Source organism: Mesorhizobium sp. M1409 (assembly GCF_040317535.1).
Classification (GTDB): domain Bacteria; phylum Pseudomonadota; class Alphaproteobacteria; order Rhizobiales; family Rhizobiaceae; genus Mesorhizobium.
In genome coordinates, this window is sequence record NZ_JAMYKV010000005.1 from 114,782 (window position 1) to 139,781 (window position 25,000).

At 63.1% G+C, this 25,000-nt stretch carries 28 protein-coding genes and 1 pseudogene; 15 read left to right on the forward strand and 14 right to left on the reverse strand.

The features are described from left to right. The first annotated feature begins 32 nt into the window (after positions 1–32). The 4 genes and pseudogenes from NKG99_RS06345 (at position 33) to NKG99_RS06360 (ending at position 2,674) form a co-directional block, all read left to right on the forward strand. On the forward strand, positions 33–1,280 hold the full coding sequence (locus tag NKG99_RS06345; RefSeq protein WP_352865359.1) for a BtaA family protein: 1,248 nt from the start codon (positions 33–35) through the stop codon (positions 1,278–1,280). Beyond that, on the forward strand, positions 1,277–1,960 hold the full coding sequence (locus NKG99_RS06350) for a class I SAM-dependent methyltransferase (protein WP_352865361.1): 684 nt from the start codon (positions 1,277–1,279) through the stop codon (positions 1,958–1,960). The genes NKG99_RS06345 and NKG99_RS06350 overlap by 4 nt, the downstream gene beginning before the upstream one ends. A 110-nt stretch (positions 1,961–2,070) precedes the next feature. After that, positions 2,071–2,357: pseudogene (locus NKG99_RS06355) on the forward strand (type II toxin-antitoxin system RelE/ParE family toxin). Between the two features lie 8 nt (positions 2,358–2,365). After that, positions 2,366–2,674, forward strand: a complete 309-nt coding sequence (locus NKG99_RS06360) for a HigA family addiction module antitoxin (RefSeq protein ID WP_352865363.1) — start codon at positions 2,366–2,368, stop codon at positions 2,672–2,674. 22 nt (positions 2,675–2,696) lie between these two features. Here the strand turns inward: NKG99_RS06360 and NKG99_RS06365 are convergent, their stop codons facing one another. After that, positions 2,697–4,076, reverse strand: coding sequence for a serine hydrolase domain-containing protein (locus NKG99_RS06365; protein WP_352865365.1), 1,380 nt, complete (start codon positions 4,074–4,076; stop codon positions 2,697–2,699). Between the two features lie 230 nt (positions 4,077–4,306). Here NKG99_RS06365 and NKG99_RS06370 point away from each other — a divergent pair, with 230 nt between their 5' ends. Then, on the forward strand, positions 4,307–5,107 hold the full coding sequence (locus NKG99_RS06370; RefSeq protein ID WP_352865368.1) for a glycoside hydrolase family 25 protein: 801 nt from the start codon (positions 4,307–4,309) through the stop codon (positions 5,105–5,107). A gap of 246 nt (positions 5,108–5,353) precedes the next feature. After that, a complete protein-coding gene (locus NKG99_RS06375) occupies positions 5,354–6,532 on the forward strand; it encodes a lytic murein transglycosylase (RefSeq protein WP_352865371.1) in 1,179 nt (392 codons plus the stop codon). 87 nt (positions 6,533–6,619) lie between these two features. Here the strand turns inward: NKG99_RS06375 and NKG99_RS06380 are convergent, their stop codons facing one another. Further along, on the reverse strand, positions 6,620–7,840 hold the full coding sequence (locus NKG99_RS06380) for an alanine racemase (RefSeq protein WP_352865374.1): 1,221 nt from the start codon (positions 7,838–7,840) through the stop codon (positions 6,620–6,622). 210 nt (positions 7,841–8,050) lie between these two features. Here NKG99_RS06380 and NKG99_RS06385 point away from each other — a divergent pair, with 210 nt between their 5' ends. Then, on the forward strand, positions 8,051–8,968 hold the full coding sequence (locus tag NKG99_RS06385) for a DMT family transporter (RefSeq protein WP_352865377.1): 918 nt from the start codon (positions 8,051–8,053) through the stop codon (positions 8,966–8,968). Positions 8,969–9,411: 443 nt separating this feature from the next. Here the strand turns inward: NKG99_RS06385 and metF are convergent, their stop codons facing one another. Beyond that, positions 9,412–10,329, reverse strand: a complete 918-nt coding sequence (metF, locus tag NKG99_RS06390) for a methylenetetrahydrofolate reductase [NAD(P)H] (protein WP_352865380.1) — start codon at positions 10,327–10,329, stop codon at positions 9,412–9,414. Next, the gene (locus NKG99_RS06395) at positions 10,329–11,336 is read right to left on the reverse strand and encodes an ArsR/SmtB family transcription factor (protein WP_352865383.1); all 1,008 of its coding nucleotides are present in this window, start codon (positions 11,334–11,336) and stop codon (positions 10,329–10,331) included. The genes metF and NKG99_RS06395 overlap by 1 nt, the downstream gene beginning before the upstream one ends. Before the next feature lie 176 nt (positions 11,337–11,512). Between NKG99_RS06395 and tsaA the strand changes: the two genes are divergently transcribed. Together tsaA and NKG99_RS06405 are read left to right on the forward strand one after the other, a co-directional pair. Continuing rightward, positions 11,513–12,052 (forward strand): tRNA (N6-threonylcarbamoyladenosine(37)-N6)-methyltransferase TrmO, encoded by a 540-nt coding sequence (gene tsaA, locus NKG99_RS06400; protein ID WP_352865386.1) that lies wholly within the window; start codon positions 11,513–11,515, stop codon positions 12,050–12,052. Beyond that, positions 12,049–12,360 (forward strand): DUF2293 domain-containing protein, encoded by a 312-nt coding sequence (locus tag NKG99_RS06405; protein WP_352865389.1) that lies wholly within the window; start codon positions 12,049–12,051, stop codon positions 12,358–12,360. Before tsaA ends, NKG99_RS06405 begins: the two co-directional genes overlap by 4 nt. A 7-nt stretch (positions 12,361–12,367) precedes the next feature. Here the strand turns inward: NKG99_RS06405 and NKG99_RS06410 are convergent, their stop codons facing one another. Beyond that, complete coding sequence (locus NKG99_RS06410) at positions 12,368–12,865, reverse strand: hypothetical protein (RefSeq protein WP_352865392.1); 498 nt, start codon at positions 12,863–12,865, stop codon at positions 12,368–12,370. A 157-nt stretch (positions 12,866–13,022) separates the two neighbouring features. On the opposite strand from NKG99_RS06410, the gene NKG99_RS06415 reads away from it, so the two are divergent. Then, positions 13,023–13,976: a D-amino acid aminotransferase gene (locus tag NKG99_RS06415; RefSeq protein WP_352865395.1), complete on the forward strand. Its 954-nt coding sequence runs from the start codon at positions 13,023–13,025 to the stop codon at positions 13,974–13,976. A 132-nt stretch (positions 13,977–14,108) separates the two neighbouring features. Continuing rightward, the gene (locus NKG99_RS06420; protein WP_352865398.1) at positions 14,109–14,954 is read left to right on the forward strand and encodes an SDR family oxidoreductase; all 846 of its coding nucleotides are present in this window, start codon (positions 14,109–14,111) and stop codon (positions 14,952–14,954) included. A gap of 57 nt (positions 14,955–15,011) precedes the next feature. Here NKG99_RS06420 and NKG99_RS06425 read toward each other — a convergent pair whose 3' ends face one another. Both NKG99_RS06425 and NKG99_RS06430 read right to left on the reverse strand, forming a co-directional pair. Next, a complete protein-coding gene (locus tag NKG99_RS06425; RefSeq protein WP_352865400.1) occupies positions 15,012–15,629 on the reverse strand; it encodes an MOSC domain-containing protein in 618 nt (205 codons plus the stop codon). 4 nt (positions 15,630–15,633) lie between these two features. Beyond that, positions 15,634–16,296, reverse strand: a complete 663-nt coding sequence (locus tag NKG99_RS06430) for a TetR/AcrR family transcriptional regulator (RefSeq protein WP_352865402.1) — start codon at positions 16,294–16,296, stop codon at positions 15,634–15,636. A gap of 102 nt (positions 16,297–16,398) precedes the next feature. Here NKG99_RS06430 and NKG99_RS06435 point away from each other — a divergent pair, with 102 nt between their 5' ends. The 3 genes from NKG99_RS06435 (at position 16,399) to NKG99_RS06445 (ending at position 17,936) form a co-directional block, all read left to right on the forward strand. Next, complete coding sequence (locus tag NKG99_RS06435) at positions 16,399–16,821, forward strand: hypothetical protein (protein WP_352865405.1); 423 nt, start codon at positions 16,399–16,401, stop codon at positions 16,819–16,821. Positions 16,822–16,852: 31 nt separating this feature from the next. Further along, the gene (locus NKG99_RS06440) at positions 16,853–17,251 is read left to right on the forward strand and encodes a VOC family protein (protein WP_352865407.1); all 399 of its coding nucleotides are present in this window, start codon (positions 16,853–16,855) and stop codon (positions 17,249–17,251) included. Positions 17,252–17,369: 118 nt separating this feature from the next. Beyond that, positions 17,370–17,936, forward strand: a complete 567-nt coding sequence (locus NKG99_RS06445) for a methyltransferase family protein (RefSeq protein WP_352865410.1) — start codon at positions 17,370–17,372, stop codon at positions 17,934–17,936. A gap of 10 nt (positions 17,937–17,946) precedes the next feature. On the opposite strand, the gene NKG99_RS06450 is transcribed toward NKG99_RS06445, so the two are convergent. The 7 genes from NKG99_RS06450 to NKG99_RS06480 form a co-directional block, all read right to left on the reverse strand. Next, entirely contained in the window at positions 17,947–19,068 is a 1,122-nt protein-coding gene (locus NKG99_RS06450) for a beta-ketoacyl-ACP synthase III (RefSeq protein WP_352865412.1), read from the reverse strand. A 108-nt stretch (positions 19,069–19,176) separates the two neighbouring features. Then, positions 19,177–19,512 (reverse strand): hypothetical protein, encoded by a 336-nt coding sequence (locus NKG99_RS06455; RefSeq protein WP_352865415.1) that lies wholly within the window; start codon positions 19,510–19,512, stop codon positions 19,177–19,179. Between the two features lie 117 nt (positions 19,513–19,629). Next, on the reverse strand, positions 19,630–20,421 hold the full coding sequence (tam, locus tag NKG99_RS06460; RefSeq protein ID WP_352865418.1) for a trans-aconitate 2-methyltransferase: 792 nt from the start codon (positions 20,419–20,421) through the stop codon (positions 19,630–19,632). Then, positions 20,418–20,684 (reverse strand): type II toxin-antitoxin system RelE family toxin, encoded by a 267-nt coding sequence (locus NKG99_RS06465; RefSeq protein ID WP_352865421.1) that lies wholly within the window; start codon positions 20,682–20,684, stop codon positions 20,418–20,420. The genes tam and NKG99_RS06465 overlap by 4 nt, the downstream gene beginning before the upstream one ends. Further along, positions 20,681–20,929, reverse strand: coding sequence for a DUF6290 family protein (locus NKG99_RS06470; protein ID WP_352865424.1), 249 nt, complete (start codon positions 20,927–20,929; stop codon positions 20,681–20,683). Before NKG99_RS06470 ends, NKG99_RS06465 begins: the two co-directional genes overlap by 4 nt. Before the next feature lie 60 nt (positions 20,930–20,989). Continuing rightward, positions 20,990–22,639: an energy-dependent translational throttle protein EttA gene (ettA, locus tag NKG99_RS06475; protein ID WP_352865427.1), complete on the reverse strand. Its 1,650-nt coding sequence runs from the start codon at positions 22,637–22,639 to the stop codon at positions 20,990–20,992. A 170-nt stretch (positions 22,640–22,809) separates the two neighbouring features. Beyond that, a complete protein-coding gene (locus tag NKG99_RS06480) occupies positions 22,810–23,817 on the reverse strand; it encodes a ribonuclease T2 family protein (RefSeq protein WP_352865430.1) in 1,008 nt (335 codons plus the stop codon). Positions 23,818–24,005: 188 nt separating this feature from the next. Here NKG99_RS06480 and NKG99_RS06485 point away from each other — a divergent pair, with 188 nt between their 5' ends. Then, a complete protein-coding gene (locus NKG99_RS06485; protein WP_352865433.1) occupies positions 24,006–24,938 on the forward strand; it encodes an alpha/beta fold hydrolase in 933 nt (310 codons plus the stop codon). The last annotated feature ends 62 nt before the right edge of the window (positions 24,939–25,000 follow it).

Sequence of the window (25,000 nt, forward strand, 5' to 3'; positions counted from 1 at the left end):
CTTGCGGCAAAGCAAATGGGGAATCATCTTCCATGACGGACGTCTCCGCAGATCTGGTTTTTCGCCGCGGCAAGGAAGTTGGAAAGGCCGTCTACCAGAACCGTCCGCTGTCGAAGGCAGGCATTTCGGAGCGGTTGTTCGCCTTCCTGTTTTCCGGCCTCGTCTATCCGCAGATCTGGGAAGACCCCGACGTCGATATGGAGGCGATGCAGCTTGACCAGGGTCACCGGGTCGTCACCATCGCCTCGGGCGGCTGCAACATCCTGGCCTACCTCACCCGCTCACCGGCACGGGTCGATGCCGTCGACCTCAACACCGCCCACATCGCGCTGAACCGCATGAAGCTGGAGGCGGTGCGTCATTTGCCTTCGCAGGGCGATCTGTTCCGCTTCTTCGGCGCCGCCGACACCAGCCACAACTCGCAAGCCTACGACCGTTTCATCGCGCCGCATCTCGACCCGGTCAGCCGACACTACTGGGAGCGCCGCAACTGGCGCGGCATCAGGCGCATCGCCGTCTTCGACGGCAATTTCTACCAGACCGGCCTGCTTGGCCTGTTCATCGCCATGGGCCATCGCACGGCAAAGTTCTTCGGCGTCGACCCAGCGGGTATCATGCAGGCTCGCGATATCGGCGAGCAGCGTCGCTTCTTCCATGAGGAGTTGGCGCCGGTCTTCGACAGGAAGCTCTTGAAATGGGCGACGTCGCGCAAGGCCTCGCTGTTCGGCCTCGGCATTCCGCCGGCGCAGTACGATTCGCTGATCACCTCGGGCGACGGCACGATGGCCAGCGTGCTGAAAGCCCGGCTGGAAAAGCTCGCTTGCGATTTTCCGCTGCGGAACAACTACTTCGCCTGGCAGGCCTTCGCCCGGCGCTATCCGAACCCCGGCGAGGCCGCCCTGCCCGCCTATCTCGAAAAGCAGAACTACGAGGCCATCCGCGGCAATGTCGACCGCGTCGCCATCCACCATGCCAATTTGATCGAATTCCTCGCCGGCAAGGATGCGGGCGCGGTCGACCGATTCATCCTGCTCGATGCGCAGGACTGGATGACCGATGAACAGCTTAACGCACTGTGGGCGGAAATCACGCGCACCGCGTCGGCCGGCGCCCGCGTCATCTTCCGCACCGCCGCCGAGCCCAGCCTGCTGCCCGGCCGGGTCTCCAGTTCGCTGCTTGACCAGTGGGCCTATCAGGACGAGGCCTCGCGGGAATTCTCGGCCCGCGACCGCTCGGCCATCTATGGCGGCTTCCACCTCTATGTGAAGCGCGCGGCATGAGCACGAGCGAGCTGCCGGCCAGCCCCGAATTTAAGGCAAACCATGCCGAATTGATGGACGGCGTCTACCGCTGGCAGCGCCACATCTACGACCTGACCCGCAAATACTACCTGCTCGGCCGCGACCGGCTGATCGCGGAGCTTGATGTGCCGGCCGGCGGCACCGTGCTTGAACTCGGCTGCGGCACCGGCCGCAACATCATCCAGGCCGCGCGCCGCTATCCCGACGCGCGCTTCTTCGGCCTCGATATCTCTGCCGAAATGCTGGAGACGGCGCGCGCCGCAATGACGCGCGATGGCCTGTCCGGCCGCGTCCTGCTGGCAAGGGGCGACGCCACCGACTTCGATGCGAAGGCACTCTTCGGCATCGAACGGTTCGACCGCATCTTCGTGTCCTACTCGCTGTCGATGATCCCCGGCTGGGAAAAGACGGTATCGGCGGCACTTGCCGCGCTGTCACCGACCGGTTCGCTGCACATTGTCGATTTCGGCCAGCAGGAAGGCCTGCCACCCTGGTTCCGGGCCTTGCTGCGCGGCTGGCTCAAAAAATTCCACGTCGCGCCGCGTGAATCGCTGCGCGAGATCCTGGATTCGGAATCTCGGCGAACCAGCGCAAGCTTCCGTTTCCGCACGCTTTATCGCGGTTATGCCTGGCTGGCGGTTATCAAGATCGCCATCTGAATATTGCCGTGGCAAGCGCATGCAAGGGCGAGGCAGCCGCGATCAGTCGGATCTACATTGCCAGATGACCCCGAGAACGGTACATTATCTCACATGCATGGAAACATGTGATGATCGTCGGTTTTAGGGATGAATGGCTGCGGGCCTTCTTCGTGGAAGACACCCACTCTCGCAACATTCCGTCCGATCTCGAAAGCCGTTTGTTCCGCAAGCTCCAGATGATTGACGACGCGATGATCGATCAGGATTTGCGTGTGCCGCCCAGCAACCATTTCGAGAAGCTGCGCGGCAATCTCGAAGGCTTCCATTCAATACGCGTCAACAAGCAATGGCGGCTGGTCTTCCGCTGGGACGGCGGCCGCCGGACATCTATCTCGACGACCACAGCCGTAGGTGAGGTGAGACATGTTGATGACCGCACGCAAGCCAGTAACGGTTGGCGAAATTCTCACGGAAGAATTCATGCAGCCGCTTGGCCTGACGCAGGCGGCTTTGGCCGAGGCGATGGGGGTCCAGCGCAAGCATGTGAACGAATTGTGCAACGACCGCCGCAACATGACGGCCGCCACCGCGCTCATTCTGGCGCGGGTATTCGGCAACAGCCCGGACTTCTGGTTGAACGTCCAGCGCCGCAGCGATCTTTGGCAGGTCATGAACTCACCCGACGAGCGGGCGCGGGTTGATCGCGCCAAGCCTTTGGCGACAGCTGCATAGCAAGAGTTGCGGTGCGCTAGTTCTAATGCAGCGCCTTCACCAGCGCGCCCACCATCGTCTGCGGCCGGTAGCCGAGCTTGGCCGGCGTCAGCCCCAGCCGCACGACCACCAGTTGCTCCGAGGGAATGATGGCGACCGTCTGCCCGTCATGACCTTCCATCCAATAGGTGTCCTTGGGCAGTCCGGCGGCAACGCCGGCGCCGGGGTTTTCCTCATCGCCCGGGGCCTCGATCCACACCTGGCCCTTGCCGTAGACTTTCGACGCCGATGCCGGCTCCCGCATCCAGTCGACGAAGCCGGCAGGCAGGATTTGGTTGCCGTTCCACACCCCGCTTTGCAGCAGGAACTGACCGAAGCGCGCCCAGTCATGCGCGGTTGCGTAGAGATAGGACGAGCCGACGAAGGTGCCCTGCTCGTCGGTCTCGAGCACCGCGCTGTGCATGCCGAGCGGCTCGAACAGCGCCGTGCGAGGCCAGGTCAGCGCCTTGGCCTTGTCGCCGATCGCTTCCTGCCAGAGGCGCGACAGCATCACCGCCGTGCCGCTCGAATAGGAAAACAATTTGCCGACCTCGGCCGCCAGCGGCTTTGATTCGGCAAAGCCCGCCATGTCAGGCTCGAGATAGAGCATGCGCGTGACGTCGGCGACGTCGCCATAATCCTCATTGAACTCCAGCCCGCTCGACATCGCCATCATGTCGGCAAGGCTGATGGCACTGCGGCCGTCCGCCTTCCACGGCCCGAACAGTCCCTTGTCGGTAAAGGTCATCTTGCCGTCCTTGACCAGCGTGCCGACGATGGCGGCGTTCACCGTCTTGGTCATCGACCATCCGAGCAGCGGCGTCTTGGCGGAAAAGCCGTCGCCATAGCGCTCGGCGATGACACGACCGTTCTTGACCACCACCACCGCACGCATCCCAGGGCCGGTCAGTGCCGCATCGTCCAGCAACTCAGCAATCAGCGGGTCCTGTGATGCCTCGATCCGCTCACCTTCCGGCCACAGCGCATCCTGGCTGACCGCCGAGGGCTCCGCATGGATTGCCGTCCGCCGAACCTTGCCGACGTCGCCGTCGGGGACCGAAGCGCAGCCCAGCCCATCACGGGCGACGGCGACGCTCTTGCCGAGGAAACCAAGCAAGCCCGCGGAGACCGTTCCCCTGTTCTTGTCCACCGAGACCCGCATCAGCCGCAGCAGCGGGTGCCCTGGCGCCTGCACATCGACGGCTAGCACCTCATTGGCGTCACGACCGGCGATGAAGACGTTCGAACAGACGATCTTGGCCGAGTAGCCAGAGCCGACGCGGATCAATTCCGGCGGCGCGATATAAAGCCAGGCAAAAAGCGCTGCGATCGCCAGCACGATCAGGCCAAGCAGCCCTTTGACGATCTTGACAACGATCCGCATTTCTTTTCTTTTCCTCCAAGGCCCTGCCCGACTGTTGTCATCGATTTGCCGCCATTGCTTTCGCAAATCATGGTGCTTGTCGAGCGCCGTCAACGGATTATCAACCATGATCGGCGATCACAGGATAGGTTGGGGCGATGCTGTGGGGCGATCGCTCGGAGAGGCCAGTCGAGGGGGCCACCCGCAACAAGACCCATCAGCGACCGGCTGAATCCGGCTCGGGAGTTGCGATGCGCCGTCTTGCGGTCTTTTTCATACTGACGCTGCTTGGCGCCTGTTCGACCATTGACGACCTCTCGCCGCTGTCGCCGTCCGCGTCGAACAGCCTGGCGGTCGCCGTGCGCGCGCCGCGCTTTGCCGATTCCAAGCCGCATGAATGGGAAAGCGGCGCGCCGTGGAGCTACGCGATCCACGGCACCGATGTCTCCAAATACCAGACCTCGGTCGACTGGCCGGCAGCAAGGGCCGGCGGCATCTCCTTCGCCTTCATCAAGGCGACCGAAGGCGGTGACCGTTTCGACGAGTATTTCAATGAGCATTGGGCGCGCACGAAGGCCAACGGGATTCCGCGAGCCGCCTATCACTTCTACTATTTCTGCACCCCGGCTGCCGTGCAGGCGCGCTGGTTCATCCGCAACGTCCCCGTCGATCGCTCGGCAATGCCGCCGGTTCTCGACATGGAATGGAACCCGCAATCGCCGACCTGCAGGCTGCGTCCCGACGCGGCCACCGTGCGCGCGGAGATGAGCACCTTCCTCGAAATCGTCGAACGGCACTACGGCAAGAAGCCGATCATCTACACCTCGGTCGACTTCTTCGAGGACAACGAGCTGTCGGGCTTCCGCGGCTATCCCTATTGGCTGCGCTCCGTCGCCGGCCATCCGCGCGAAAAGTATGGCAGTCACCCTTTCACCTTCTGGCAGTACACCGGAACCGGCATCGTTCCGGGCATGACCGGCAAGTCCGACATCAACGTCTTCAACGGCAGCGAAGCCGCCTGGAACAAGTGGCTGCGGCAAAACACCCGTTGACACCGGGTTCAACGGCAGCGAAGTCGGCTGCAACAAGAGGCTAGGGCAGAAGAACCGTTGACACCGGGTTCAACGGCAGCGAAGTCGGCTGCAACAAGAGGCTAGGGCAGAAGAACCGTTGACACCGGGGCTGCCGCCTGCTTTCGACACTGCCTGCGGTAAAGAGTGCAACCGCCGGTAATTCAGGGCGTTGGGCTTCCCGGCGAAGCACGACAAAATGCCCCCATTCGTTTCGAAAGGAAGCTGATGCGACTGCGTTCTCGAGCCCTCGCTGCGCTGATCCTGTGCGCCACGGCCTTGCCGGCGATGGCGCAGGAATGCGGCGGCGACTTCGAAGCCTGGAAGCAGGGCGTGGCAGTGGAAGCCAAGGCGGCTGGCGTCGGCCCCGTCGGTCTCGACGCACTGGAGGACGCCACCATAGACGAGAAGGTTCTGGCACGCGACCGCGCCCAGGGCGTCTTCACCCAGACCTTCATCGAATTCTCCAACCGCATGATCTCGGCCTACCGGCTGAAGCAAGGTGCGGCGAACCTGACGAAATACGCCGATGTCTTCGCCCGCGCCGATCAGCAGTTCGGCGTCCAGGCGCCGATCATCGCCGCCTTCTGGGCGCTGGAGACCGATTTCGGCGCCGTGCAGGGCGATTTCCACACGCTGAGCGCCCTGGTGACGCTTTCCCATGATTGCCGCCGCCCGCAACTGTTCCGGCCTCAGTTGATACCGCTTCTGCAATTGATCGATCGCGGCGTGGTGCCGGCCGACGTAAGGGGTGCCTGGGCCGGCGAGATCGGCCAAACGCAGATCCTGCCTTCCGACTATCTGGCGCGCGGCGTCGACGGCGATGGCGATGGCAAGGTGGACCTGCGCGGCAGCGTGCCGGACGTGATCATGACCACCGCCAACAAGGTGCTGTCGCGGGGCTGGAAACGCGACGAACCCTGGATCCAGGAAGTCCGCGTGCCCGAAGACATGCCGTGGGACCAGACCGGCCGCACCAACAAGCTGCCGCTATCGCAATGGGCCCAATGGGGCGTCACCAACCCCGACGGTACGCCGCTCATCGACAACGGCCTCAAGGCCGGCCTGGCGCTGCCCATGGGCCGCAAGGGCCCGGCCTTCCTCGCCTATGACAATTTCGACGTCTATCTCGAGTGGAACCAGTCCTTCACCTATGCGCTGACCGCGGCAAATCTCGCCGCACGGCTGGGCGGGGCAAAGCAATTCGACCCGCGCCATCCCGAAACTGGTCTCGACAACGAGCAGATGAAGGCCTTGCAGACAAAGCTCGAAGCCAGGGGCTACGACGTCGGCACCGTCGACGGCATTCTCGGCACCAACACCCGCGAAGCGATCCGCAAGGAGCAGATGCGGCTTGGCCTGCCCGTGGATGGCTGGCCGACGCCGGATCTGCTGGGGAAATTGTAGGCAGTAGGCAGTAGGCAGTAGAAAATTACTCCGAAAGCAGTGACTGCCGCCCCTATTCCCTATTCCCTATTCCCTATTCCCTATTCCCTAATCCGCCATCGTCTCCAGACTCGCGAACCCCTGCGGCACGTCGCCCTCGTCGAAGGGCGTCGTCACCTCGACGAAGGTGTCTGGGTAAAAGCCGTTGAAGCGGGTCCTCAGCGACAGCGAATAGGCGCCGATATGGCCGATCTCGATCCAGTCGCCGGTGTCGACCGTCTCCGGCAGCCAGAAGGGCCGCGACAGGATGTCGACGGAATCGCAGGTCGCCCCGCACACCTTGAACGGCACGATGTTCTTTTCCTCGCCATTGCGCGAGCGGATCGCCGGGTCGGGGATGAAACGCGCCGGCAGCGTGATCTTGCCGGTCCATGAGTCCGACAGCGATGCCCAGATGCCGTCATTGATGTAGAGCCGTTTGCCCTTGCGCAGCAGCACGCGCACGATCAGCGACAGGCAGCGCGCCACGATCACCCTGCCCGGCTCGGCCACCAATGGCATCTGATCGAATTGGTACTCCTTGAGATCGCCCGACAGTCGCGACATGATCTGGCCGAGCGACGGCATCTCGATCTGCTTGCGGTTCGGGTCATGGCCGTATTCGGCGGGAAAGCCGCCGCCGACATCGAGCCCGGCAATATCGAAGGTCAGCCGGTTGCGCACCCAGTCGGCCGACGCTAGCGCCCGCTCATAGGTGTCGGGATCCTCGATCTGGCTGCCGACATGGAAACACAGACCAACCTTGTAGCCGGTGCGGTTCAGCCGCTCGGCGAGTTCGACGGCATAGGCCGGCCCGGCGCCGAACTTCTTCGACAGTTCGTAGGCGGCAAGCCCCTTGGTCTGCACCCGCACGAAGACGCTGATCGAGCCCGGATCGACGTCGAGCGCCCGCACCACGCGGGTCAGCTTGGTGATCTCGTCCTCATGGTCGAGCGAAATGACGCGAATGCCGTACTTCTCCAGCGCCAGCTTGATGTCCGACTGCGCCTTGACCGGGTGCATGTAGAGCATCTCGGCATCGGCGGACACCGCGCGCACGGCGGCGAACTCCCCCGGCGAAGCCACGTCGAAAGCCTTGACGCCGGCCTCCACCAGGGTCTTCAGCACGATCTGCTCGCCGTTGGTCTTGACCGCATAGGCGGTCTTGCCGGGGAACATGCCCATGAACTGTTTGGCATCGGCCATCAACACCCGCGGGCGGAAGCAATAGACCGGATCGTCCGGACGAAGCGCCAGTGCCGCCTCGCGGGCATTTTCGAATCGCTGCATCGACGAATCCTTGACCTAGCCTGCGCACAATTAATCCAAGCTAGCGGCTAATGAAAACAATTCTGTGTCTCGCGGCCCTGACGCAGCGGCGCTAGGTCTTGGCATGAAGGCTCGACATCAATCAGGTTTCGGGTGGCCCTTGTGGCCCGACCCGATATGCGTTTCGCCTGACCGACTGGCATTCAGGCCGTCTGGGGGAGAACGATTCACATGGCGATAGCCGGGCCGACTGCATCACGCGGGCCGATGGTGCTCAAGGACTGGGGGCAGCTCCTGCTGCTCGGTGCGATCTGGGGCGGCTCGTTCTTCTTTGCCCGCATCGCGGTGGCGGAACTCCATCCGCTGGTGCTGGTGCTGTTTCGCGTCGCCATCGCGGCGGTCGCGCTGCATATCTATCTCGGCCTGCGTGGCCCCTCCTTCCGCCTCGCGCTTCCGCATGCCGGCCTGTTCTTCCTGCTGGCACTCACCAACAACGTCGTGCCCTTCTCGCTGATCTTCGCCGGCCAGACGGAGCTTGGCGCCGGCATCGCCTCGGTGCTCAACGCGACGACGCCGTTCTGGACATTGATCCTCGCCAATGCGCTGACATCGGACGAAAAGCTCTCCTGGAACAAGCTCGCCGGCATTGCGCTCGGCATCGCCGGCACGGCTGTCATGATCGGCCCCGGGCTGCTTGCAGGACTCGGCGGCCCGGTCTGGGCCAAATTCGCGCTGATCGGCGCTTCGCTGTCCTATGGCATCGCCCTGATGGTCGCTCGTCGCTTCAAGGGCGTGCCATCGCCGGTCATCGCCACCGGACAATTGACCGCCTCGACCATCATCATGATCCCGATCGTGCTCTTCACCTATGGTCCATCAGGCCTGTTCCTGGCCTCGCCGCCGGTCTGGGCCGCGGTGCTGGCGCTGGCGCTTTTGTCCACCGCCTTCGCCTACATCCTCTATTTCAACATCGTCGCTTCGGCCGGCGCCACCAACGCTTCGCTGGTCACGCTCATCGTGCCGGCCAGCGCCATGCTGCTCGGCTTCCTGTTCCTTGGCGAGCGGCTCGAACTGTTCGAAATCGGCGGCGTGGTGCTGATCGCCCTTGGCCTCATCACCATCGACGGGCGACTGTTCGGAAGACGTTAGCCGTGCGTCCAACTGGACGCGCCGCATCGCGAAAGTCGAATTCGGCTTTCGCGGGGGTAGCGCTGCCATGACACGACAGAGACACATCACCGCCATAATTTATTCACAGGCCCGAAGCCGGTTTTTGCCTAGGAGTTTCAATGCCTAACGGCAAAAGGCGGGTCGCAAATTTCACAATCACGTCGCAATGCAGCATATTTTCCGCTTGCCTGTGGCACAAATGAACCTAGACTCCTAGGCATAGCTCTTTAAGAGGAGGCTATGTCATGGGACTTACGAGGCCTATCAACGCATTGATGATCTGTGCTGCGTTCGCCTTTATCGGAGCGCTCATTATGGGCTTCCTTCCCTGACCGCCAAAGCGGGGAAGACCAGCACCCAAAAAATAGTCCAACCAATTCAAAAGGCCGGGTTTTTCCCGGCCTTTTGTTGTTGAGCCTGGCTCATGCGGCGGCTGATCCAGCGGCCGCCGCCTCATGCGAGCGGATGCCGATCATATGGCAGATGGCAAAGACCAGATCGGCCCGGTTCATCGTGTAGAAGTGGAAATCGCCGACACCGCGCTCGACCAGATCCATGACCTGCTCGGCGGCCACCGCCGACGCCACAAGCGCATGCGTCTGCGGGTCTCGGTCAAGGCCCTCGAACCGTTCCGCCAGCCAGCCGGGCACATGCGCGCCCGCCCTCGCGGAAAAGTTCGCGACTTGCTTGAAACTGTGAACCGGCTGGATGCCCGGCACGATGGGGATGTAGATGCCGGCGCGGCGGGCGCGCTCGACATAGCGCTCGTAGAGATCATTGTCGAAGAAGAACTGAGTGATGGCGCGCGTCGCGCCATTGTCGACCTTGCGTTTCAGCATCTCGATGTCGGTGGCGAAATCGGGGCTCTGCGGATGCTTCTCCGGGTAAGCCGCGACGGAGATGTCGAAATCCGCGATCGACTTAAGCCCGGCGACCAGCTCCGCGCCATTCTCGTAGCCACCGGGGTGCGGGCGATAGGGTTCGCCGACGCCGGAGGCCGGGTCGCCGCGCAGCGCCACGAACCGGTTGATGCCGATTGACTTGTAATCCTGGATGACCGCGTCGACCTCTTCGCGCGTTGCACCGACGCAGGTCAGATGCGCCGCGGCAGGAATATCGGTCTCCGTCAGGATGCGCTTCACGGTGCGCGCGGTGCGCTCACGTGTCGAGCCGCCAGCGCCGTAGGTGACCGAGACGAATTTCGGCTTCAGCGGCTCCAGCCTTTTGACTGTGTCCCAAAGCTTGGCCTCCATGTCGTCGGTCTTCGGCGGGAAGAATTCGAAGGAAACCCTGACCTTGTCGCCGATGTCGGGGCGGCGGGAAAAGCGGAACTGGTTCATCAGGCGATTTCCCTTATCTGCTTGCTGTCGTTGGAAGGATCGGCGATCAGCAGGCGCCGGTCGCGGCCGAGCCAGAGTTTCACCGTGAGCCTGGCCTCGTTACCGCCGCGCGGCTCGAATTCCTGGCTATCTTCGAGATCGAGGCCGGCTTCCTCGAACCAGTCGGCGATCTGCCGGTCGGAAAAGCCGAGCCGCATATGCGCGTGCTCGTCGCGCAGGAATTCCAGCGTGTGCGGCGCGAAGTCGACGATGACCAGGCGCCCGGCCGGGCGCAAAAGCCGCGCCGCCTCATGGATGGCGCGGGCGGGATCGTCGAGATAGTGCAGCACCTGATGGATGGTGACGAGATCGAAGGCATCGCGCTCGACCGGCGGCGCGAAGATGTCGCCCTGCCGCACCTGCGCATTCGAAACGCCGGCCTTGTCGAGATTGGCGCGCGCCACGGTCAGCATCTCGCGCGACATGTCGATGCCGACACCGCGCCGGTAGAGCGGCGAGAAGATTTCGAGCAGCCGCCCGGTGCCGGTTCCGAGATCCAGCATGGACTGGAACGGCCGCTTGCCGACCAGCTTCAGCATTGCGGCTTCGACGGCGCGGTCCGGCACATGCAGCGAGCGGATATGGTCCCAACTCGCCGCATTCACGGAAAAATACTCGACCGCCCGGTCCTGCCGCTTGCGCTTGACCGAGGCCAGCCGCTCTAGATCGCGCACGACCTGCGGATCGGCACCGCGAATGCCGGAAACCAGCCCCATGACGAAGTCCCGCGCGGAATCCGCATCCGACAGGCGGAAGAAGGCCCAAGACCCTTCCTGGTAGCGGCCGATCAGCCCGGCTTCCAGCAAGAGCTTCAGGTGCCGCGAAACGCGCGGCTGCGACTGGCCGAGAATTTCGGTAAGGTCGGAAACGGTGAGGTCGCCGCGCGACAACAGTGCCAGTATACGCAGACGGCTGGATTCGGCGGCCGCCTTCAATGTATCCACCATGGTGTCGAGCGAGACATGCATCAGCGTATTCTCTTTGAAAAGATATAAACATATGTTTATGTCGATTTTGAAAACCTTGCAAGCGCTATGTCGCTTCCGGACAAGAAAATGGCGCTTGCGTGATTCTCGATGCATGTCGCTTAAAAGTGTGTCGCGGTTTTGAGATAGCGACATGCACCAACAAAAAGATGAGCAGAATGACCGGATCGCGTGAGATGTTCGAGGAACGCGAAGGCGAGCGTAGGCTGGAAAACGATCCGGCATCGATGCCGCCGGATGGCGGCATCGTCTTCATCGGCCGCATCGCCTCGCCATGGATAACGCGGGAGTCCTGCCCGAAGAACATGCGTGCCGCGCGCGAAACCGGACAGCCCGCGGTGCTGACCATCGACGCGCTTTATCGCGATGGCCTGCAAGGACTGGAGCGCGCCAGCCACGTCATCATCCTCTCTTGGCTGCATCACGCGCCGCGTGATCTGATTGTGCAGAAACCGCGCCATGCGGCTGAAGCGAGAGGCGTGTTTTCGCTGCGCTCCCCTGCCCGCCCGAACCCCATCGGGCTGCATATGGCCAGGCTCGTCGCACTCGACCAAAACACCGGCCGCATCGATCTCGACGCCATCGACGTGCTCGACGGCACGCCGGTCATCGACATCAAGCCTTATTTTGCCTCGACCGACGCCATATCGGAGGCGACCATCGAAGGGCGCGACGAGGCCAATCGGGTGCGGCGATGACGGCGCCTACCGGCCGACGCCGCGCCATCGCCAAGGCGCTGACGGCACTGCTGCCGCTGGCGCCCTATGCCGACATGGAGAAGATCCGCACAGACGCCGGCGCGGTCCACATGAAAACCTTGCCGCCGGGCATCGCTGTATGGCTGGCGACGATTGCCCATATCCGCCACATGCACACCGACTACGAGAAACTTCTGGCCGAAGGGTACGATCGCGACTCGGCGCGTTTCTTCGTCATCGAGCAGACCAACATCGTGCTCACGCGCTGGCGCGCGACACGCCTGCTCGACGCCGACGACGAGGAATGAACGGCCGCTACTGCCGCTTCAGGACGGCGACGGCATTGTAGGGCTGGCCGTCCGCCTGGCCAACCCACGTCCAGGACAGATTTCCCTTGAAGAACCTGACGGTGATGTCGCCGCCGTCGATGCATTTGTCCTGACCGTAGGTGATGCTCTCGTGGTATTCCGCCGACGTATCGTCCCTGGACGTCTGGGATAGGGATCCGCCGCAGCCGAGCGACGGATAGTCGATCGACGCGCCGCCATCCTCGATCGTCATGGAGATCGACCAGTCGGCCCCGGCATCGCCGGCCGGGCTCTGGTGGCCGCTGCCTACCCAGGTGCCGCTCAGCGACGGCACCGCGCAAGGCACATTCTGGAAGATCGGCGTCAATTCGCTGCCGGTTTTTTCGCAGCGATAGGTCTGGCCGCCCTGGCACAGTTCTTCACCCTCCCGCGCGCACTGGGCGCTGGCTTCGCCCGCGGCAGCGAACATCATCATGGCTGCCATGACGACCCCAACCTTGTCCATCTTCCCCTCCTGTTCGGAACCGGAATGGTAGGGCAATTCCAATCCAATGTATCGTTCAGATCATCACGGAGGCCGAACAGCGCCGAGCGGGTGGCTCTATGCCTTCTGGCCAGCACCGCTAGCCTGCTGACCTCGCCTTGCGCGACAGGGGGCTCCAATGAGGCAGACGATGGACGAGAAGCAACTGCCCGTGGTTGGCGTTCGCCACATCGACCCGCATTCCTACCCCGAGGGCGTCGCTTTCCTCGACGGCCAATACCTGCCGATGTCGCAAGCCAAGATCTCGGTGCTGGACTGGGGTTTTCTGCATTCCGACGCCACCTACGACACCGTGCATGTTTGGAACGGTCGCTTCTTCCGCCTCGATTTGCATCTCGACCGCTTCTTCGGCGGGCTGGAAAAGCTGCGCATGACGATCCCCTTCGACCGCGAAGGCGTGACCGAAATCCTGCACAATTGCGTGGCGCTGTCCGGCCATCGCGCCGCCTATGTCGAAATGCTGTGCACGCGCGGCGCCTCTCCCACCTTCAGCCGCGATCCGCGCCAGGCGGTCAACCGCTTCATGGCGTTCGCGGTGCCGTTCGGCTCGGTCGCCAATGCCGAGCAGTTGCGGCGCGGCCTGCGTGTCGCCATCAGCGACAAGGTGCGCATCCCGCCGGCCTCGATCGACCCGGCGATCAAGAACTACCACTGGCTCGATCTGGTGCGCGGTCTCTACGACGCCTACGACCGCGGCGCCGAGACCGCGTTGATCCTCGACTTCAACGGCAATGTCGCCGAAGGTCCGGGCTTCAACGTCTTCCGCGTCAAGGACGGCAAACTGTCGACCCCGGCCACAGGCGTTCTGCCCGGCATCACAAGGCGCACCGTCTTCGATCTCTGCGCTGAGGAAGGTCTTGTTGCCGCCCCGGCCGACGTCAGCGTCGCCGCGCTGCGTGACGCCGACGAGGTTTTCATCACCTCTACCGCCGGCGGCATCATGCCGGTGACGGAGATCGACGGCGCCCGGGTCGCGGACGGCAAGATCGGCGCGATCACCACCCGGCTGATGGCACTTTACTGGGAGAAGCACGACGACCCGGCATGGTCGTCTCAGGTGAATTATCCCTGATCGACCGGGCGTTTTGTTCAAAAAGATTTTCCTCTCCTCTGGAAAATCACGCGATAGACCGTATATGGGCGAAAGCGGAGATGCCTCCGCTTTTATCCGAAATCACGCCCGCAGGGGCAAGGACTCTACATCATGACAAACAAGGTTTGGTTCATCACCGGATCGTCGAAAGGCTTTGGCCGCGTCTGGGCCGAGGCCGCGCTCGCCCGTGGCGACCGCGTCGCGGCGACCGCCCGCGATGCCGGCACGCTCGCCGATCTCGTCGAGACATACGGCGACAAGATTGCCGCGATAAAGCTCGACGTCACCGACAAGAAAGCCGTCGATGCCGCTGTCGCCGAGGCGCACAAGCGCTTCGGCCGGCTCGACGTCGTCATCAACAATGCCGGCTACGGCCATTTCGGCGCCATCGAGGAGGTCAGCGAACAGGAAGCCCGCGACCAGATCGAAACCAATGTCTTCGGCGCCCTGTGGGTCACCCAGGCCGCACTGCCGATCATGCGGGCGCAGCGGTCCGGCCACATCATCCAGATCTCGTCGATCGGCGGCGTCAATGCCTTTGCCTCGCTCGGCCTCTACCACGCCTCGAAATGGGCGCTGGAAGCCTTCAGCCAGTCGCTGAGCATCGAGGTCGCGGAATTCGGCATCCATGTGACGCTGGTCGAACCCGGCGGTTTCTCCACCGACTGGGCCGGCCCGTCGGCCAAGGTCTCCCAACCGATCGAGGCCTACGCGCCCGCCCGCGCCAAGATGGCCGAGCGCCGCGCCAATTCGGTCGCCGGCGATCCCGAGGCCACCGGGCCGGCCATGCTGGCCATTGTCGACTCCGCCGAGCCGCCGCTCAGGGTGTTCTTGGGCGATGGCGGCCTGCCGATGATCAAACAGGAATACGCCAACCGCATCGCCACCTGGGAAAAGTGGGATGAGGTTTCCGTTATGGCGCAAGGCGCCAGGAAGAACCGCAAAGCTAACGCCTAGTGGGCCTGGGCTACGCCGCCCCGGCGGCGTAGCCCCTGTCCTTTGGTTGCCGCATAGCTATGCCGAATAGATCCACTGCTCCGGCACGCGCACCGAAATCTCTTCGCCAACGCTGATCGTTCCCGGCTTCTCGACCCAGGCGACGACGCCACGCAGCCGCTTCGCCATCTTCGGGAACAACAACGCGCCGGCTTCAATGTCGGCCATTCCGGTATTTTCGGCTATCGATCGGCCGGCGATACGGCAGGGGCCGTTCTGCGCGTCGACCTTGATCGTCACGCCGCCCTTGAAGAACAGCAGCGTACCGGACGACAGCATGGAGAGGTTCGGCACGCCTTCGATCACCAGATTGGCGCCAATCCATTCCGGCTTGATCTCGGCCAGGCCCATCCGTTCGGCGACGATGGCAAGTTCATCCGCCGCCACGATGGACAATTGCCGTTCGTTGCGCATTTCTGTGCCGCGCGGATACCAGGGTTCGCGCCCGCCCGAACGCCGCGTTTGCCCGGCATGGAAATCGCCCGCTATACCGTCGAAACCCAGCCGCAATTCATCCACCGGGCGCGTCTGAAAATGATCCGATGGCGCCACGTAAAGTGCTGCCGTCTTGGCGACAAGCTTTCGCGCGGGGATGATTTCGGCCGGCTTTTCAGCCTCGGGGAAGAGATTCAGCATGGCTTCATTCCTTGGATAACGCCGCTTGGTTTTGCCCTTCGGCCGGCAAGGCCGCAAGAGCGGTTTGGGCCAAAACGCGCAACTCTTCGACCGAAGCCCCATCCCGCGCCTGGATCGACATGCCGTTCATGACGCCAGCCAGGTATTTGGCGAACCCCTCGACCGACAGGTCCGCCGGCAGGTCGCCCACCGCCCTGCCCCTGGCCAGGCGATCTGCAATCGCCGCTTCACTCGCCTTGCGATAGGTTCTGAGTTCATCGGCAATGGCTTGCGCCTGTGGCGAGGCTGCCAACGCGCCGCTGACGAACAGACAGCCACCAGGCTTGCCGGGCCTGGAATACGCCTCCGCCGCGCCGAGCAGCAACCGCCGGATCGCTTCCCGCGTCGATACCGGCGCGCTCAGCGCTTCCAGCGCAAACCCAATCTCGGTTTCGTGGTAGCGCGTCAGCGCCTTGCGGAACAAGGTCTCCTTGTCGGTGAAGGCGTTGTAGATTTGCGGCGGCGTCAGTCCCATCGCCTCGCGCAGCATGGCCAGCGACGTCGCCTCATAGCCATGCTCCCAGAACAGATGCATCGCCGCATCCAGTGCCCGGTCGGGATCGAATGCGCGCGGCCGGCCGCCACGGGGCTTTTCCGAAGTATTCATAGCGATCGATACGAAACCCATTGACTCGTCTTTTCGATATAACGTACCAATCGATACGAAACATGGCAAGCCGGAAGACATGTCAGTCGGAAAGCCATGGAAACCAGCAAAATGGAGAGCCAAATGCCGATAACCGTGACCGCGCCGGAAGGCATACTGACCCCGACGGGTGAGCGCGAGATCCTGCCGCGTCTCAGCGGCGCCCTCATCGAAGCCTCGGGCGCCACCGGCAATCCGTTCTTCACCGCGATCGTCGGCGGCACGGTCCATGTGCTGCCGCTCCATCGCATCTACGCCGGCGGCGTCAATCGGCCTGTCGTCATGGTCGAGTTGAAGCTGCCGAACATCGGTCTCGGCTCGGTCGAAGCCCGCAAGGACTTTATCATCGCTGCAGCCGCGATTGTCGCCGATCTCTGCGTGCCGGAGCACCAGCCCGAAAACACCTGGATCAACATCGTCAACGCACCCGACGGAGGCTGGGGTATCGGTAGCAGGCAATATTCCGGCGAGGCGCTCATCGCTGCCGCCACCGCCGCCGCGCACTGATCTGTCCGTTGCGATCAACAGGAGTTAACCGATGCGGCTCTCCCCTTCCCTGTTCTTCACCACCAATTGCGAGCCGGCACTGGCCTTCTACGAACAGTGCGGCCTTGGCCGAGGGACGATCCTGCTGCGCTGGGGCGACAACGACATGCCGGTGCGAACCGAAGCGATGCGCGGAAAGGTCCTGCACGCGCGGTTCGAAGGTGCGGGAGTGTTGTTTCACGCTTCCGATAATGACGATGCGGAGCCGATGAAGGGCTCCGCCATGATGCTGGAGTTCGACGACCTGGCCGCCATGCAGGAGCTTTTCGGCCGAATGAGTTCGGGCGGCCGGATCACCGTCCCTCTGGCGAGGCAATATTGGGGAACCAGCTTCGGCATGCTGGTCGACGCCTTCGGCGTGCAGTGGATGTTTGGCTGTCCCAATGAATGAGGTCCGTTGCGGGTCACGATCTTCCTGCCTGAAATGGAACCACTCCCAGACAGCGCCGCATTGCTGCCGCGCTATGCCGGCTAGATGATGCCTTCGAACCAAGTCCGCGGAGGGTCTCATGCGTCCCGGGACGGCAATCGCGCTGCTTTGGCTGATCTGGGTGGTGTCGTGGGCCGCTGCCGCCTTCTGGGCCGACAAAGCCGAGAAGCGCGCCGGCTTCCGGGCCGAGGCGCCTTACCGCGTGGCTCTGATGATCGGCACCATCCTGCTCTTCATTCCGGCGCATAACTATGTCGGCCGGCTTCGCCTGTGGTTCCCCAACCTTGCCGAAGCCTGGATTTGCGTCGCACTGATTGCCGTCGGCTTCGCCTTCTGCTGGTGGGCGCGCCTGCATCTCGGCCGCTTGTGGTCGGGCACTGTCACCGCCAAGGTCGGGCACCGTGTCGTCGACACCGGCCCGTACGGCCTCGTCCGCCATCCGATCTACACAGGACTGCTTTTGGCCATCCTTGCCACCATGGCGGCGAAAGGCACTGTCTGGGGTGTTGCCGGGGCCATCCTGCTGACCATCGGCATCGTCATGAAGGCAAAGCTCGAGGAACGCTTCCTGCGCGGCGAGTTGGGCAGTGCCTATGACGACTACGCCAGGCGAGTGCCGATGCTGGTGCCGTTCGCGCCAGCCTGACGCGACAAGCTCAAAGCATCCTCAGCAGCGCGCCGCCAATCGAATACCCCGCGCCAAAGGCGCAGATCAGGCCGAAATCGCCGGGTTTCATGTCGGCATGGTTCTCCGACAGCGCCACGATGGCGCCGGCGCCCGCCGTGTTGCCCAGCCGTTCAAGCACCATCGGCGCGCGGTCGTGATCGACCTCGTGGCCGAATGACAGTTTCAGGATCATGGCGTTCATCCGCGCATTGGCCTGATGCAGCCAGAAGCGCCTGACCGCCTGTGGCGTCAGCCCATGCTCGGCGAGGAATTCCACGATGAACTTCTGCCCGGCGACGGTGACTTCCTTGAACACCTTGTTGCCGACCTGCTTGATCAGATTGCCTTCCAGGTTGATCATGTAGGGATCGTCCTGGGCGGTGCGGGTGTGGTAGCCCAGATTGGTGCGGATGTTGTTCGACATCTGCGTCCAGATGCGCGTGTCGAGCACCTCGAAGCGCCCCGGCCGCTTGTCGCCCTGCGCCAGCCCTTCGACCACCATTGACACCGAGGCGTCGCCGAAGATGAAATGCGTCTGCCGGTCGCGGAAATTGAGATGACCGGTGATAATTTCCGGCGTCGTCACCAGAATGCGCTTGTGCGCGCCCGAGCGCACCAAATTCACCGCCATGTGAAGGGCCGCCGCAGCGGACGAACAGCCAAGCCCCATGTCGAACCCGGCACCCTTGGTGCCCAGCGCCTCCTGCATTTCGACGGCGATCGCCGGATAGGGCCGCTGGTGATGCGAGGCCGAGCAGATCACCAGGTCAATGTCGGATGGTTCTAGGCCAGCATGGTCGAGAGCCTTCTTGGCCGAGGCGATACCGAACTCGGCTTCGAGCGACAGCGCATCGTCGGGCCGTGCCGGAATGCGTGGCGCCATCCGGGTCGGATCGAGAATGCCCTCGCGCTCGATGACATGCCGGGTGCGCACGCCCGAGGCGTGAACGATGAAGTCGCTGTCCGATTTCGGCAGCAGCGGCTCGCCGGTGCCCAGACGGCGCGCATTCTCCATGTCGACCCAGGCATTGAAGCTGGCGACCAGTTCTTCATTGGTGATCTTGGCTTCAGGGATTTCTACGCCGATGCCGCTGATGATGACGCGATGCATATATCCAGTCCGTCCCATCCGCAGGCGTTGCGGGCTCCATGTGGGCGCCGGAACGCTCCGGCGCAACAGTTTTCTCACCGCGGCGGTTTACGCCGGCTTAAGCCGGACTCACCAGGCGCACAGCTTGGTGCTGGTCTGTGGGTTGTTCCAGCAGGCACCGTCGTCGCGGCTGCGCACGAACTGCCCCGGCAGCGGCACATTGCGGCGGCCGAGATTGACATAGCCATAGGCAAAGCCCGGCTCGTCGATCTCCAGGACATAGGTCGGATAGCCCGGCGCCGAGATGCGGAAGCTGCCGGCATCATCGATCGCGCGATAGCTGCACGGAAAATAGCCGTCATCGCTGGTGAAGCAGCGCGCCCGCTTGGCCTCGGCCGAGATCGAGAACGCCAGAAGTGCCGCCGCGCACACGCCGCCGCCGAAGAGCATCTTTTTCGGTGTCATCACCCCCGCCACGCGGGCCCAACCTGCCACACGGGCATTTCATCCCATCGGGATGAAATGCGCATGGCGGCGAAACCCCGTCAAGCGGCGGCATTGAGCGTCGTGCAACGTGGATAATCAGGCCCGCTTGGCGACGATGAAGATGCGCGGAAAGCGCAAGAGCACCTTGCCGCTCGCCGTCTTCGGATAGGCCTTGGCGATCTTGGCCGTATAGCTGTCGAGGAACAGCGTCTTCTCGTCCGCATCGAGCGGGTCGACAAAGGGCTTCAAGCCGGTCGATTTCACCCATTCGACGATCGCTTCGGCGTCGGCAAGCGGGTGGTTGTAGATCGTGTGCCAGATGTCCAGCCGATCGCTGAGCGGCGACAGAAGGTCATAATAGAACGACACCGGCGGCAAGGGCGCGCGCACCGCGCCCTTCATCTTGGCGGCAAACGGCATTTCGGCGGCGGTTTCCCGCATCAGGCGGTGCGAGTCCTCGCCCATATTGTCGGGCATCTGGACGGTCAAGGCGCCGCCCGGCGCCAGGAAGCCCATCAGCCGCTGGAACACCGCGGGATGCTCGGGCAGCCACTGGAACACCGCATTGGCGAAGATCACGTCGACCGGCTCAGCCGGCTGCCACTTCGATGCATCGGCCAGATCAAAGGTGACCTCGGGCAGACGCGCCCTCGCCTTCTCGATCATGTCGGGCGACGTGTCGAAGCCGCTCACCCGCGCATCCGGCCAGCGCTCGACCAGCAGCTCGGTCGAATTGCCCGGCCCGCAGCCGATATCGACCACCCGGCGCGGGAAATCCACCGGCACCTGTGCCACGAGATCACGCGCCGGCCGCGTGCGCTCGTCCTCGAATTTCAGATATTGGGCGGCGGACCAATCGGGCTTTTGCGAAACAGCGCTGCTGTTCATCGATAGACCTCGCGACGGTTGCCTATTTCCACGACCAGGACGACAAGGCGGCTATCCCAGAACTGGACGATGATCCGGTGGTCGCCGACGCGAAACCGCCAAGCTTCTTCTTTGGTTGCGGTCAGGCGTTTGGCAAGAACTCTTGGATCGGGATGCGCCGAAACTCGCCCGGCGAGGAATTCGAGGACACGGCGCTGGTCCTTCGTCGAAAGCCGTTCAATATCCTTTTTAGCGCGCGGCGTGAACTCGACACGCCAAGTCATTCAGCGGCAGGCTTCTTGCTACGCTCGTCGCTTTCACGAAGTTCGAGCTGGCGGATCATCTCCTCCAGCGGGATACGAACGCCGTCGTCATTCCTGACCCGTTCCTCGGCAATCCTGGAGTCCTGCCAATCCTCGATGGCCTCGAGAATCGCGTCGACGGCGACCTGATCGGTCGTACGGCCACTGGCCTCGGCCATGTCGGCCAGCAGCTTTTCGGTCTTTTGCGGCAGTTTGACTGTGATCATGGAAAGCTCCGTCAACCCAATTTAGGTCAAACGACGATCTCCCGCAACGGAACTGTTCCTCTACCGCGTCAGCCTCTTGTAGGTCATGCGGTGCGGGTTTACGGCATCGGGCCCAAGCCGGCGGATCTTGTCCTGCTCGTAATCCTCGAAATTGCCCTCGAACCATTCGACATGGCTGTCCCCCTCGAAGGCGAGGATGTGCGTCGCCAGGCGGTCGAGGAACATGCGATCGTGCGAGATGATGACCGCGCAGCCGCCGAAGTTTTCCAGCGCGTCTTCGAGTGCCGCCAGCGTTTCCGTATCGAGATCGTTGGTCGGTTCGTCGAGCAGCAGCACGTTGCCGCCGGTCTTCAGCATCTTGGCCAAGTGCACGCGGTTGCGCTGGCCGCCGGACAGATTGCCGACCTTCTGCTGCTGGTCGCCGCCACGGAAGTTGAACGACGCGCAATAAGCACGCGTGTTGGCCTCGAACTTGCCAAGCTTGACCACTTCGGCGCCGCCGGAAATCTCTTCCCACACGGTCTTTGACGGATCGAGCGCATCGCGGCTCTGGTCGACATAGCCGAGCTTGACCGTCTCGCCGACGCGCACGGAGCCCGCGTCCGGCTTTTCCTGGCCGGTGATCATACGGAACAGCGTCGTCTTGCCGGCGCCGTTCGGGCCGATGACGCCGACGATGCCGCCGGGCGGCAGCTTGAATTCCAGGCCGTCGATCAAGAGCGTGTCGCCAAAGCCCTTCGACAGGCCCTCCGCCTCGATCACCACATTGCCGAGCCGCTCGCCATGCGGAATGACGATCTGCGTATCGCTTGGACGCCGCTTGTCGGCTGCATCCAGCAGATCCTGGAACGCCTGGATACGCGCCTTGGACTTGGTCTGACGCGCCTTCGGGCTCGACTGGATCCACTCGCGCTCGCGGCCGATGGCGCGCTGGCGGGCATCATCCTCGCGGCCTTCCTGCTTGAGGCGCTTGGCCTTGGCTTCGAGGTACTTGGTGTAGTTGCCCTCATAGGGAATGCCGCGACCACGGTCGAGTTCGAGGATCCAGCCGGTGACATTGTCGAGGAAGTAGCGATCGTGGGTGATGATCATCACGGCGCCCGGATAGGCACGCAGGTGCTTTTCCAGCCACGCCGTGGTTTCGGCGTCGAGATGGTTAGTCGGTTCGTCGAGCAGCAGAAGGTCGGGCTGGCGCAGCAAGAGCTGGCAAAGCGCTACCCGGCGGCGCTCGCCGCCCGAAAGCTTGGTGACTTCCGAATCCTTGGGCGGGCAGCCCAGCGCTTCCATCGCCATCTCGACCTGCTGTTCGAGATCCCACAGGTTGAGCCGGTCCATCTCGTCCTGGAGCTTGGCCGACTCGTCGGCCGTCTCGTCGGAATAGTTCATCATCAATTCGTTGTAGCGCTCGATGATGGCGGTCTTGGCGGCGACGCCTTCCATGATGTTTTCGAACACGGTCTTGCTCGGATCGAGCGCCGGCTCCTGCGCCAGGTAGCCGACGGTGGCGCCTTCAGCCAGCCAGGCTTCGCCGTTCCACTCTTTGTCGAGCCCAGCCATGATCTTGAGGATCGTCGACTTGCCCGACCCGTTGGGGCCGAGGATGCCGATCTTGGCGTCCGGATAGAAGGACAGATGGATGTTCTCGAGCACCTTCTTGGTGCCGTAGGCCTTGTTGAGGCCGGCCATGTGATAGATGAACTGGCGTGCCACGCGCGCTTTCCCTGAAAAACTGACTGATCCAGAAAACTGACTGGATTTGTCGAATTGAGTGGAGGTTGGCCGCTATGTAGGCGATGCGGCGGCGAACGGCAATCGCTTTTGCCATATCTGGCCGGTCACGTGGACAAGTGCGCGCTGCCGGTACCGCCCGGAGCCCGCGCTTACTGGAACCCAATCGCATCGACCGTGCCGGTCGGGCAGCCGGCCTTGTTGGTCGGCACCGAAGCCAGCAGCAGATCCTTCAGCGAGCTGTTGGGACCGATCGAGCCAGCAAGGCCGAGTGTCAACTCGCCGATCAGCCGCCGGCCGCTCGACGGATCGATGACGCAGGACACGCGCACGCGGTCCCCTGCTCCCGCGCCGAAGGCAGTGTCGAAGGCGCCGCGGATCTGGTCCGCCGTCAGCTTGCCGCCGATGTTCTTGGCAAAGAGATCGCGGACCGGCGAGCCGTTCACCGCCCGCATCAGACTAAGCGCGTCGGAGAAGTATTCCTGCTGGCTCTTGCCGTAGCAGGTGCCGTGCTTGATCCACTCATGCCGTTCGAGCTTCGAAGCTGTCCCCGGCATCACCTTGTCGAGTTCCGTGCGTGTGCCCGCGTCCAGATTGACCGGCGGCAGGTCCTTCCAGTGAGCCGGATTGTCGTTGGCCTTATCGCCCGCCGTCGCCTGGCAATAGAAATTGCCGTTCGGCTGCGGCCACAGGCCGTGCAAGGTGAAATGCGTCGCGTCGAAGTCGTTGGCACTCTGCGCCTTGCATTCGGTCTTGTTCGACTTGGTTTCGCAAAAGGCCGGCTGCCAGCTCAGCGCGAACACGTATTCGGGTTTTCCCGATGCCGCCGGCTTGCCTTGCCCACCCGGTGCGGCCGGCACCGTCACCGCGCTGCTCCCGGAGACATGGCCGCAGGTGACCTTCACCCAGCGGCGCTCCGGATCGGCGCCCGGCACCAGGATCAGATAATGCGTCGGCGCCTCCTTATTGCCGGCAAGCAGCTGGTAGCTCTGTCCGGCATCAGTCGAGACATTGCCGGGGTTCTTGCCGTTCTTGATGGCTTGCGTCGCCGGACAGGCCGCGTCGGCGACAAAGGAGCCGCTCATCTTGACGTCGGCACGCGCCGCCCCGGCCAGCGACGCCGCCAACGTGGCCAATCCGAAAACGACAGCAATGCGCATGGAAAATCCCCGGCTGAAGAAGTGGGCGACAGACTGAAGCTGTCTCCATGTCAGAATTGCGATATTTTGCTGGCCAAACGCAAGAAACATGGTCTGCGAAAGCAGGCAGGGCGGATTGACGCACAACCGGCACCGGCGCAAACAAAGCCGGCGCCACGGTGGTGGCCAGAGCCTGGAGACCGAGCGGCATGTCATTCAGCCAGCAGCGCGTGGTTGCCTCGCCGACCGGGGCCGACCTCAATCTTTTCGTCAGGCAGGCCGATGGCCGGGCACGTGCCGTCGTCCAGATCAATCACGGGCTAGCCGAGCACGCCGCGCGCTATGCCCGCTTCGCCGATTTCCTCGGGGCACGCGGCTTCCACGTCTATGTCCACGATCATCGTGGCCACGGTGCGACCAAGGCCCCCGATGCCCCGCTCGGCAGGTTCGCGGGCAAGGACGGTCCGGCCAAGGTGATCGCCGACGTCGACGCCATTCACGATGTCATCGCCAGCGAACAGCCGAACCGGCCGGTCATCCTGTTTGGTCATTCGATGGGTGCGTCCGTGGCGCTGAACTACCTGCTGCGCCACTCGTCGCGCGTTCATGCCGCCGCGATCTGGAACGGCAATTTCTCAGCTGGCCTGCTCGGCCAGCTGGCGCTCGGCATCCTTGCCTGGGAACGGTTCCGGCTGGGCTCGGATGTTCCGTCCCGGCTGTTGCCGAAACTCACCTTCCAGGCCTGGGGCAAGGCGGTGCCCAACCACCGCACATTGTTCGACTGGCTGTCGCGCGACGAAGCGGAAGTGGCGAAATACATCGCCGATCCCCTGTGCGGCTGGGATGCCTCGGTGTCGATGTGGCGCGACGTCGTCGGCATGGCGCTGAATGGCGGCAGGGATGCCGGCTTTGCCGGTATCCGGCGCGATCTCCGCATCGGCATCGTCGGTGGCGAGAAGGATCCCGCATCGGACTACGGCAAAGGGATCACCCATCTTGCCGATCGCATGCGCGGAATGGGTTTTTCGAATCTCGTTTCAAAGGTTTACGCCGACACCCGCCACGAAAGCCTGAACGAGGTGAATCGCGACATCATCATGAACGATTTTGCGACTTGGGCCGACGGCGTGCTGAAGGGTTGAAGGGATTGGCCTATCGCAAGAGCCGTGACAGCCATTGCAGGGCTTGGTAGAGGCTCTGCATT

Excerpts from the sequence above, each read along its gene's own strand:
- NKG99_RS06345 (WP_352865359.1), top strand. The coding sequence starts at position 33 with ATGACGGACGTCTCCGCAGATCTGGTTTTTCGCCGCGGCAAGGAAGTT.
- NKG99_RS06350 (WP_352865361.1), top strand. The coding sequence starts at position 1,277 with ATGAGCACGAGCGAGCTGCCGGCCAGCCCCGAATTTAAGGCAAACCAT.
- NKG99_RS06360 (WP_352865363.1), top strand. The coding sequence starts at position 2,366 with ATGTTGATGACCGCACGCAAGCCAGTAACGGTTGGCGAAATTCTCACG.
- NKG99_RS06365 (WP_352865365.1), bottom strand. The coding sequence starts at position 4,076 with ATGCGGATCGTTGTCAAGATCGTCAAAGGGCTGCTTGGCCTGATCGTG.
- NKG99_RS06370 (WP_352865368.1), top strand. The coding sequence starts at position 4,307 with ATGCGCCGTCTTGCGGTCTTTTTCATACTGACGCTGCTTGGCGCCTGT.
- NKG99_RS06375 (WP_352865371.1), top strand. The coding sequence starts at position 5,354 with ATGCGACTGCGTTCTCGAGCCCTCGCTGCGCTGATCCTGTGCGCCACG.
- NKG99_RS06380 (WP_352865374.1), bottom strand. The coding sequence starts at position 7,840 with ATGCAGCGATTCGAAAATGCCCGCGAGGCGGCACTGGCGCTTCGTCCG.
- NKG99_RS06385 (WP_352865377.1), top strand. The coding sequence starts at position 8,051 with ATGGCGATAGCCGGGCCGACTGCATCACGCGGGCCGATGGTGCTCAAG.
- metF (WP_352865380.1), bottom strand. The coding sequence starts at position 10,329 with ATGAACCAGTTCCGCTTTTCCCGCCGCCCCGACATCGGCGACAAGGTC.
- NKG99_RS06395 (WP_352865383.1), bottom strand. The coding sequence starts at position 11,336 with ATGCATGTCTCGCTCGACACCATGGTGGATACATTGAAGGCGGCCGCC.
- tsaA (WP_352865386.1), top strand. The coding sequence starts at position 11,513 with ATGACCGGATCGCGTGAGATGTTCGAGGAACGCGAAGGCGAGCGTAGG.
- NKG99_RS06405 (WP_352865389.1), top strand. The coding sequence starts at position 12,049 with ATGACGGCGCCTACCGGCCGACGCCGCGCCATCGCCAAGGCGCTGACG.
- NKG99_RS06410 (WP_352865392.1), bottom strand. The coding sequence starts at position 12,865 with ATGGACAAGGTTGGGGTCGTCATGGCAGCCATGATGATGTTCGCTGCC.
- NKG99_RS06415 (WP_352865395.1), top strand. The coding sequence starts at position 13,023 with ATGAGGCAGACGATGGACGAGAAGCAACTGCCCGTGGTTGGCGTTCGC.
- NKG99_RS06420 (WP_352865398.1), top strand. The coding sequence starts at position 14,109 with ATGACAAACAAGGTTTGGTTCATCACCGGATCGTCGAAAGGCTTTGGC.
- NKG99_RS06425 (WP_352865400.1), bottom strand. The coding sequence starts at position 15,629 with ATGCTGAATCTCTTCCCCGAGGCTGAAAAGCCGGCCGAAATCATCCCC.
- NKG99_RS06430 (WP_352865402.1), bottom strand. The coding sequence starts at position 16,296 with ATGGGTTTCGTATCGATCGCTATGAATACTTCGGAAAAGCCCCGTGGC.
- NKG99_RS06435 (WP_352865405.1), top strand. The coding sequence starts at position 16,399 with ATGCCGATAACCGTGACCGCGCCGGAAGGCATACTGACCCCGACGGGT.
- NKG99_RS06440 (WP_352865407.1), top strand. The coding sequence starts at position 16,853 with ATGCGGCTCTCCCCTTCCCTGTTCTTCACCACCAATTGCGAGCCGGCA.
- NKG99_RS06445 (WP_352865410.1), top strand. The coding sequence starts at position 17,370 with ATGCGTCCCGGGACGGCAATCGCGCTGCTTTGGCTGATCTGGGTGGTG.
- NKG99_RS06450 (WP_352865412.1), bottom strand. The coding sequence starts at position 19,068 with ATGCATCGCGTCATCATCAGCGGCATCGGCGTAGAAATCCCTGAAGCC.
- NKG99_RS06455 (WP_352865415.1), bottom strand. The coding sequence starts at position 19,512 with ATGACACCGAAAAAGATGCTCTTCGGCGGCGGCGTGTGCGCGGCGGCA.
- tam (WP_352865418.1), bottom strand. The coding sequence starts at position 20,421 with ATGAACAGCAGCGCTGTTTCGCAAAAGCCCGATTGGTCCGCCGCCCAA.
- NKG99_RS06465 (WP_352865421.1), bottom strand. The coding sequence starts at position 20,684 with ATGACTTGGCGTGTCGAGTTCACGCCGCGCGCTAAAAAGGATATTGAA.
- NKG99_RS06470 (WP_352865424.1), bottom strand. The coding sequence starts at position 20,929 with ATGATCACAGTCAAACTGCCGCAAAAGACCGAAAAGCTGCTGGCCGAC.
- NKG99_RS06480 (WP_352865430.1), bottom strand. The coding sequence starts at position 23,817 with ATGCGCATTGCTGTCGTTTTCGGATTGGCCACGTTGGCGGCGTCGCTG.
- NKG99_RS06485 (WP_352865433.1), top strand. The coding sequence starts at position 24,006 with ATGTCATTCAGCCAGCAGCGCGTGGTTGCCTCGCCGACCGGGGCCGAC.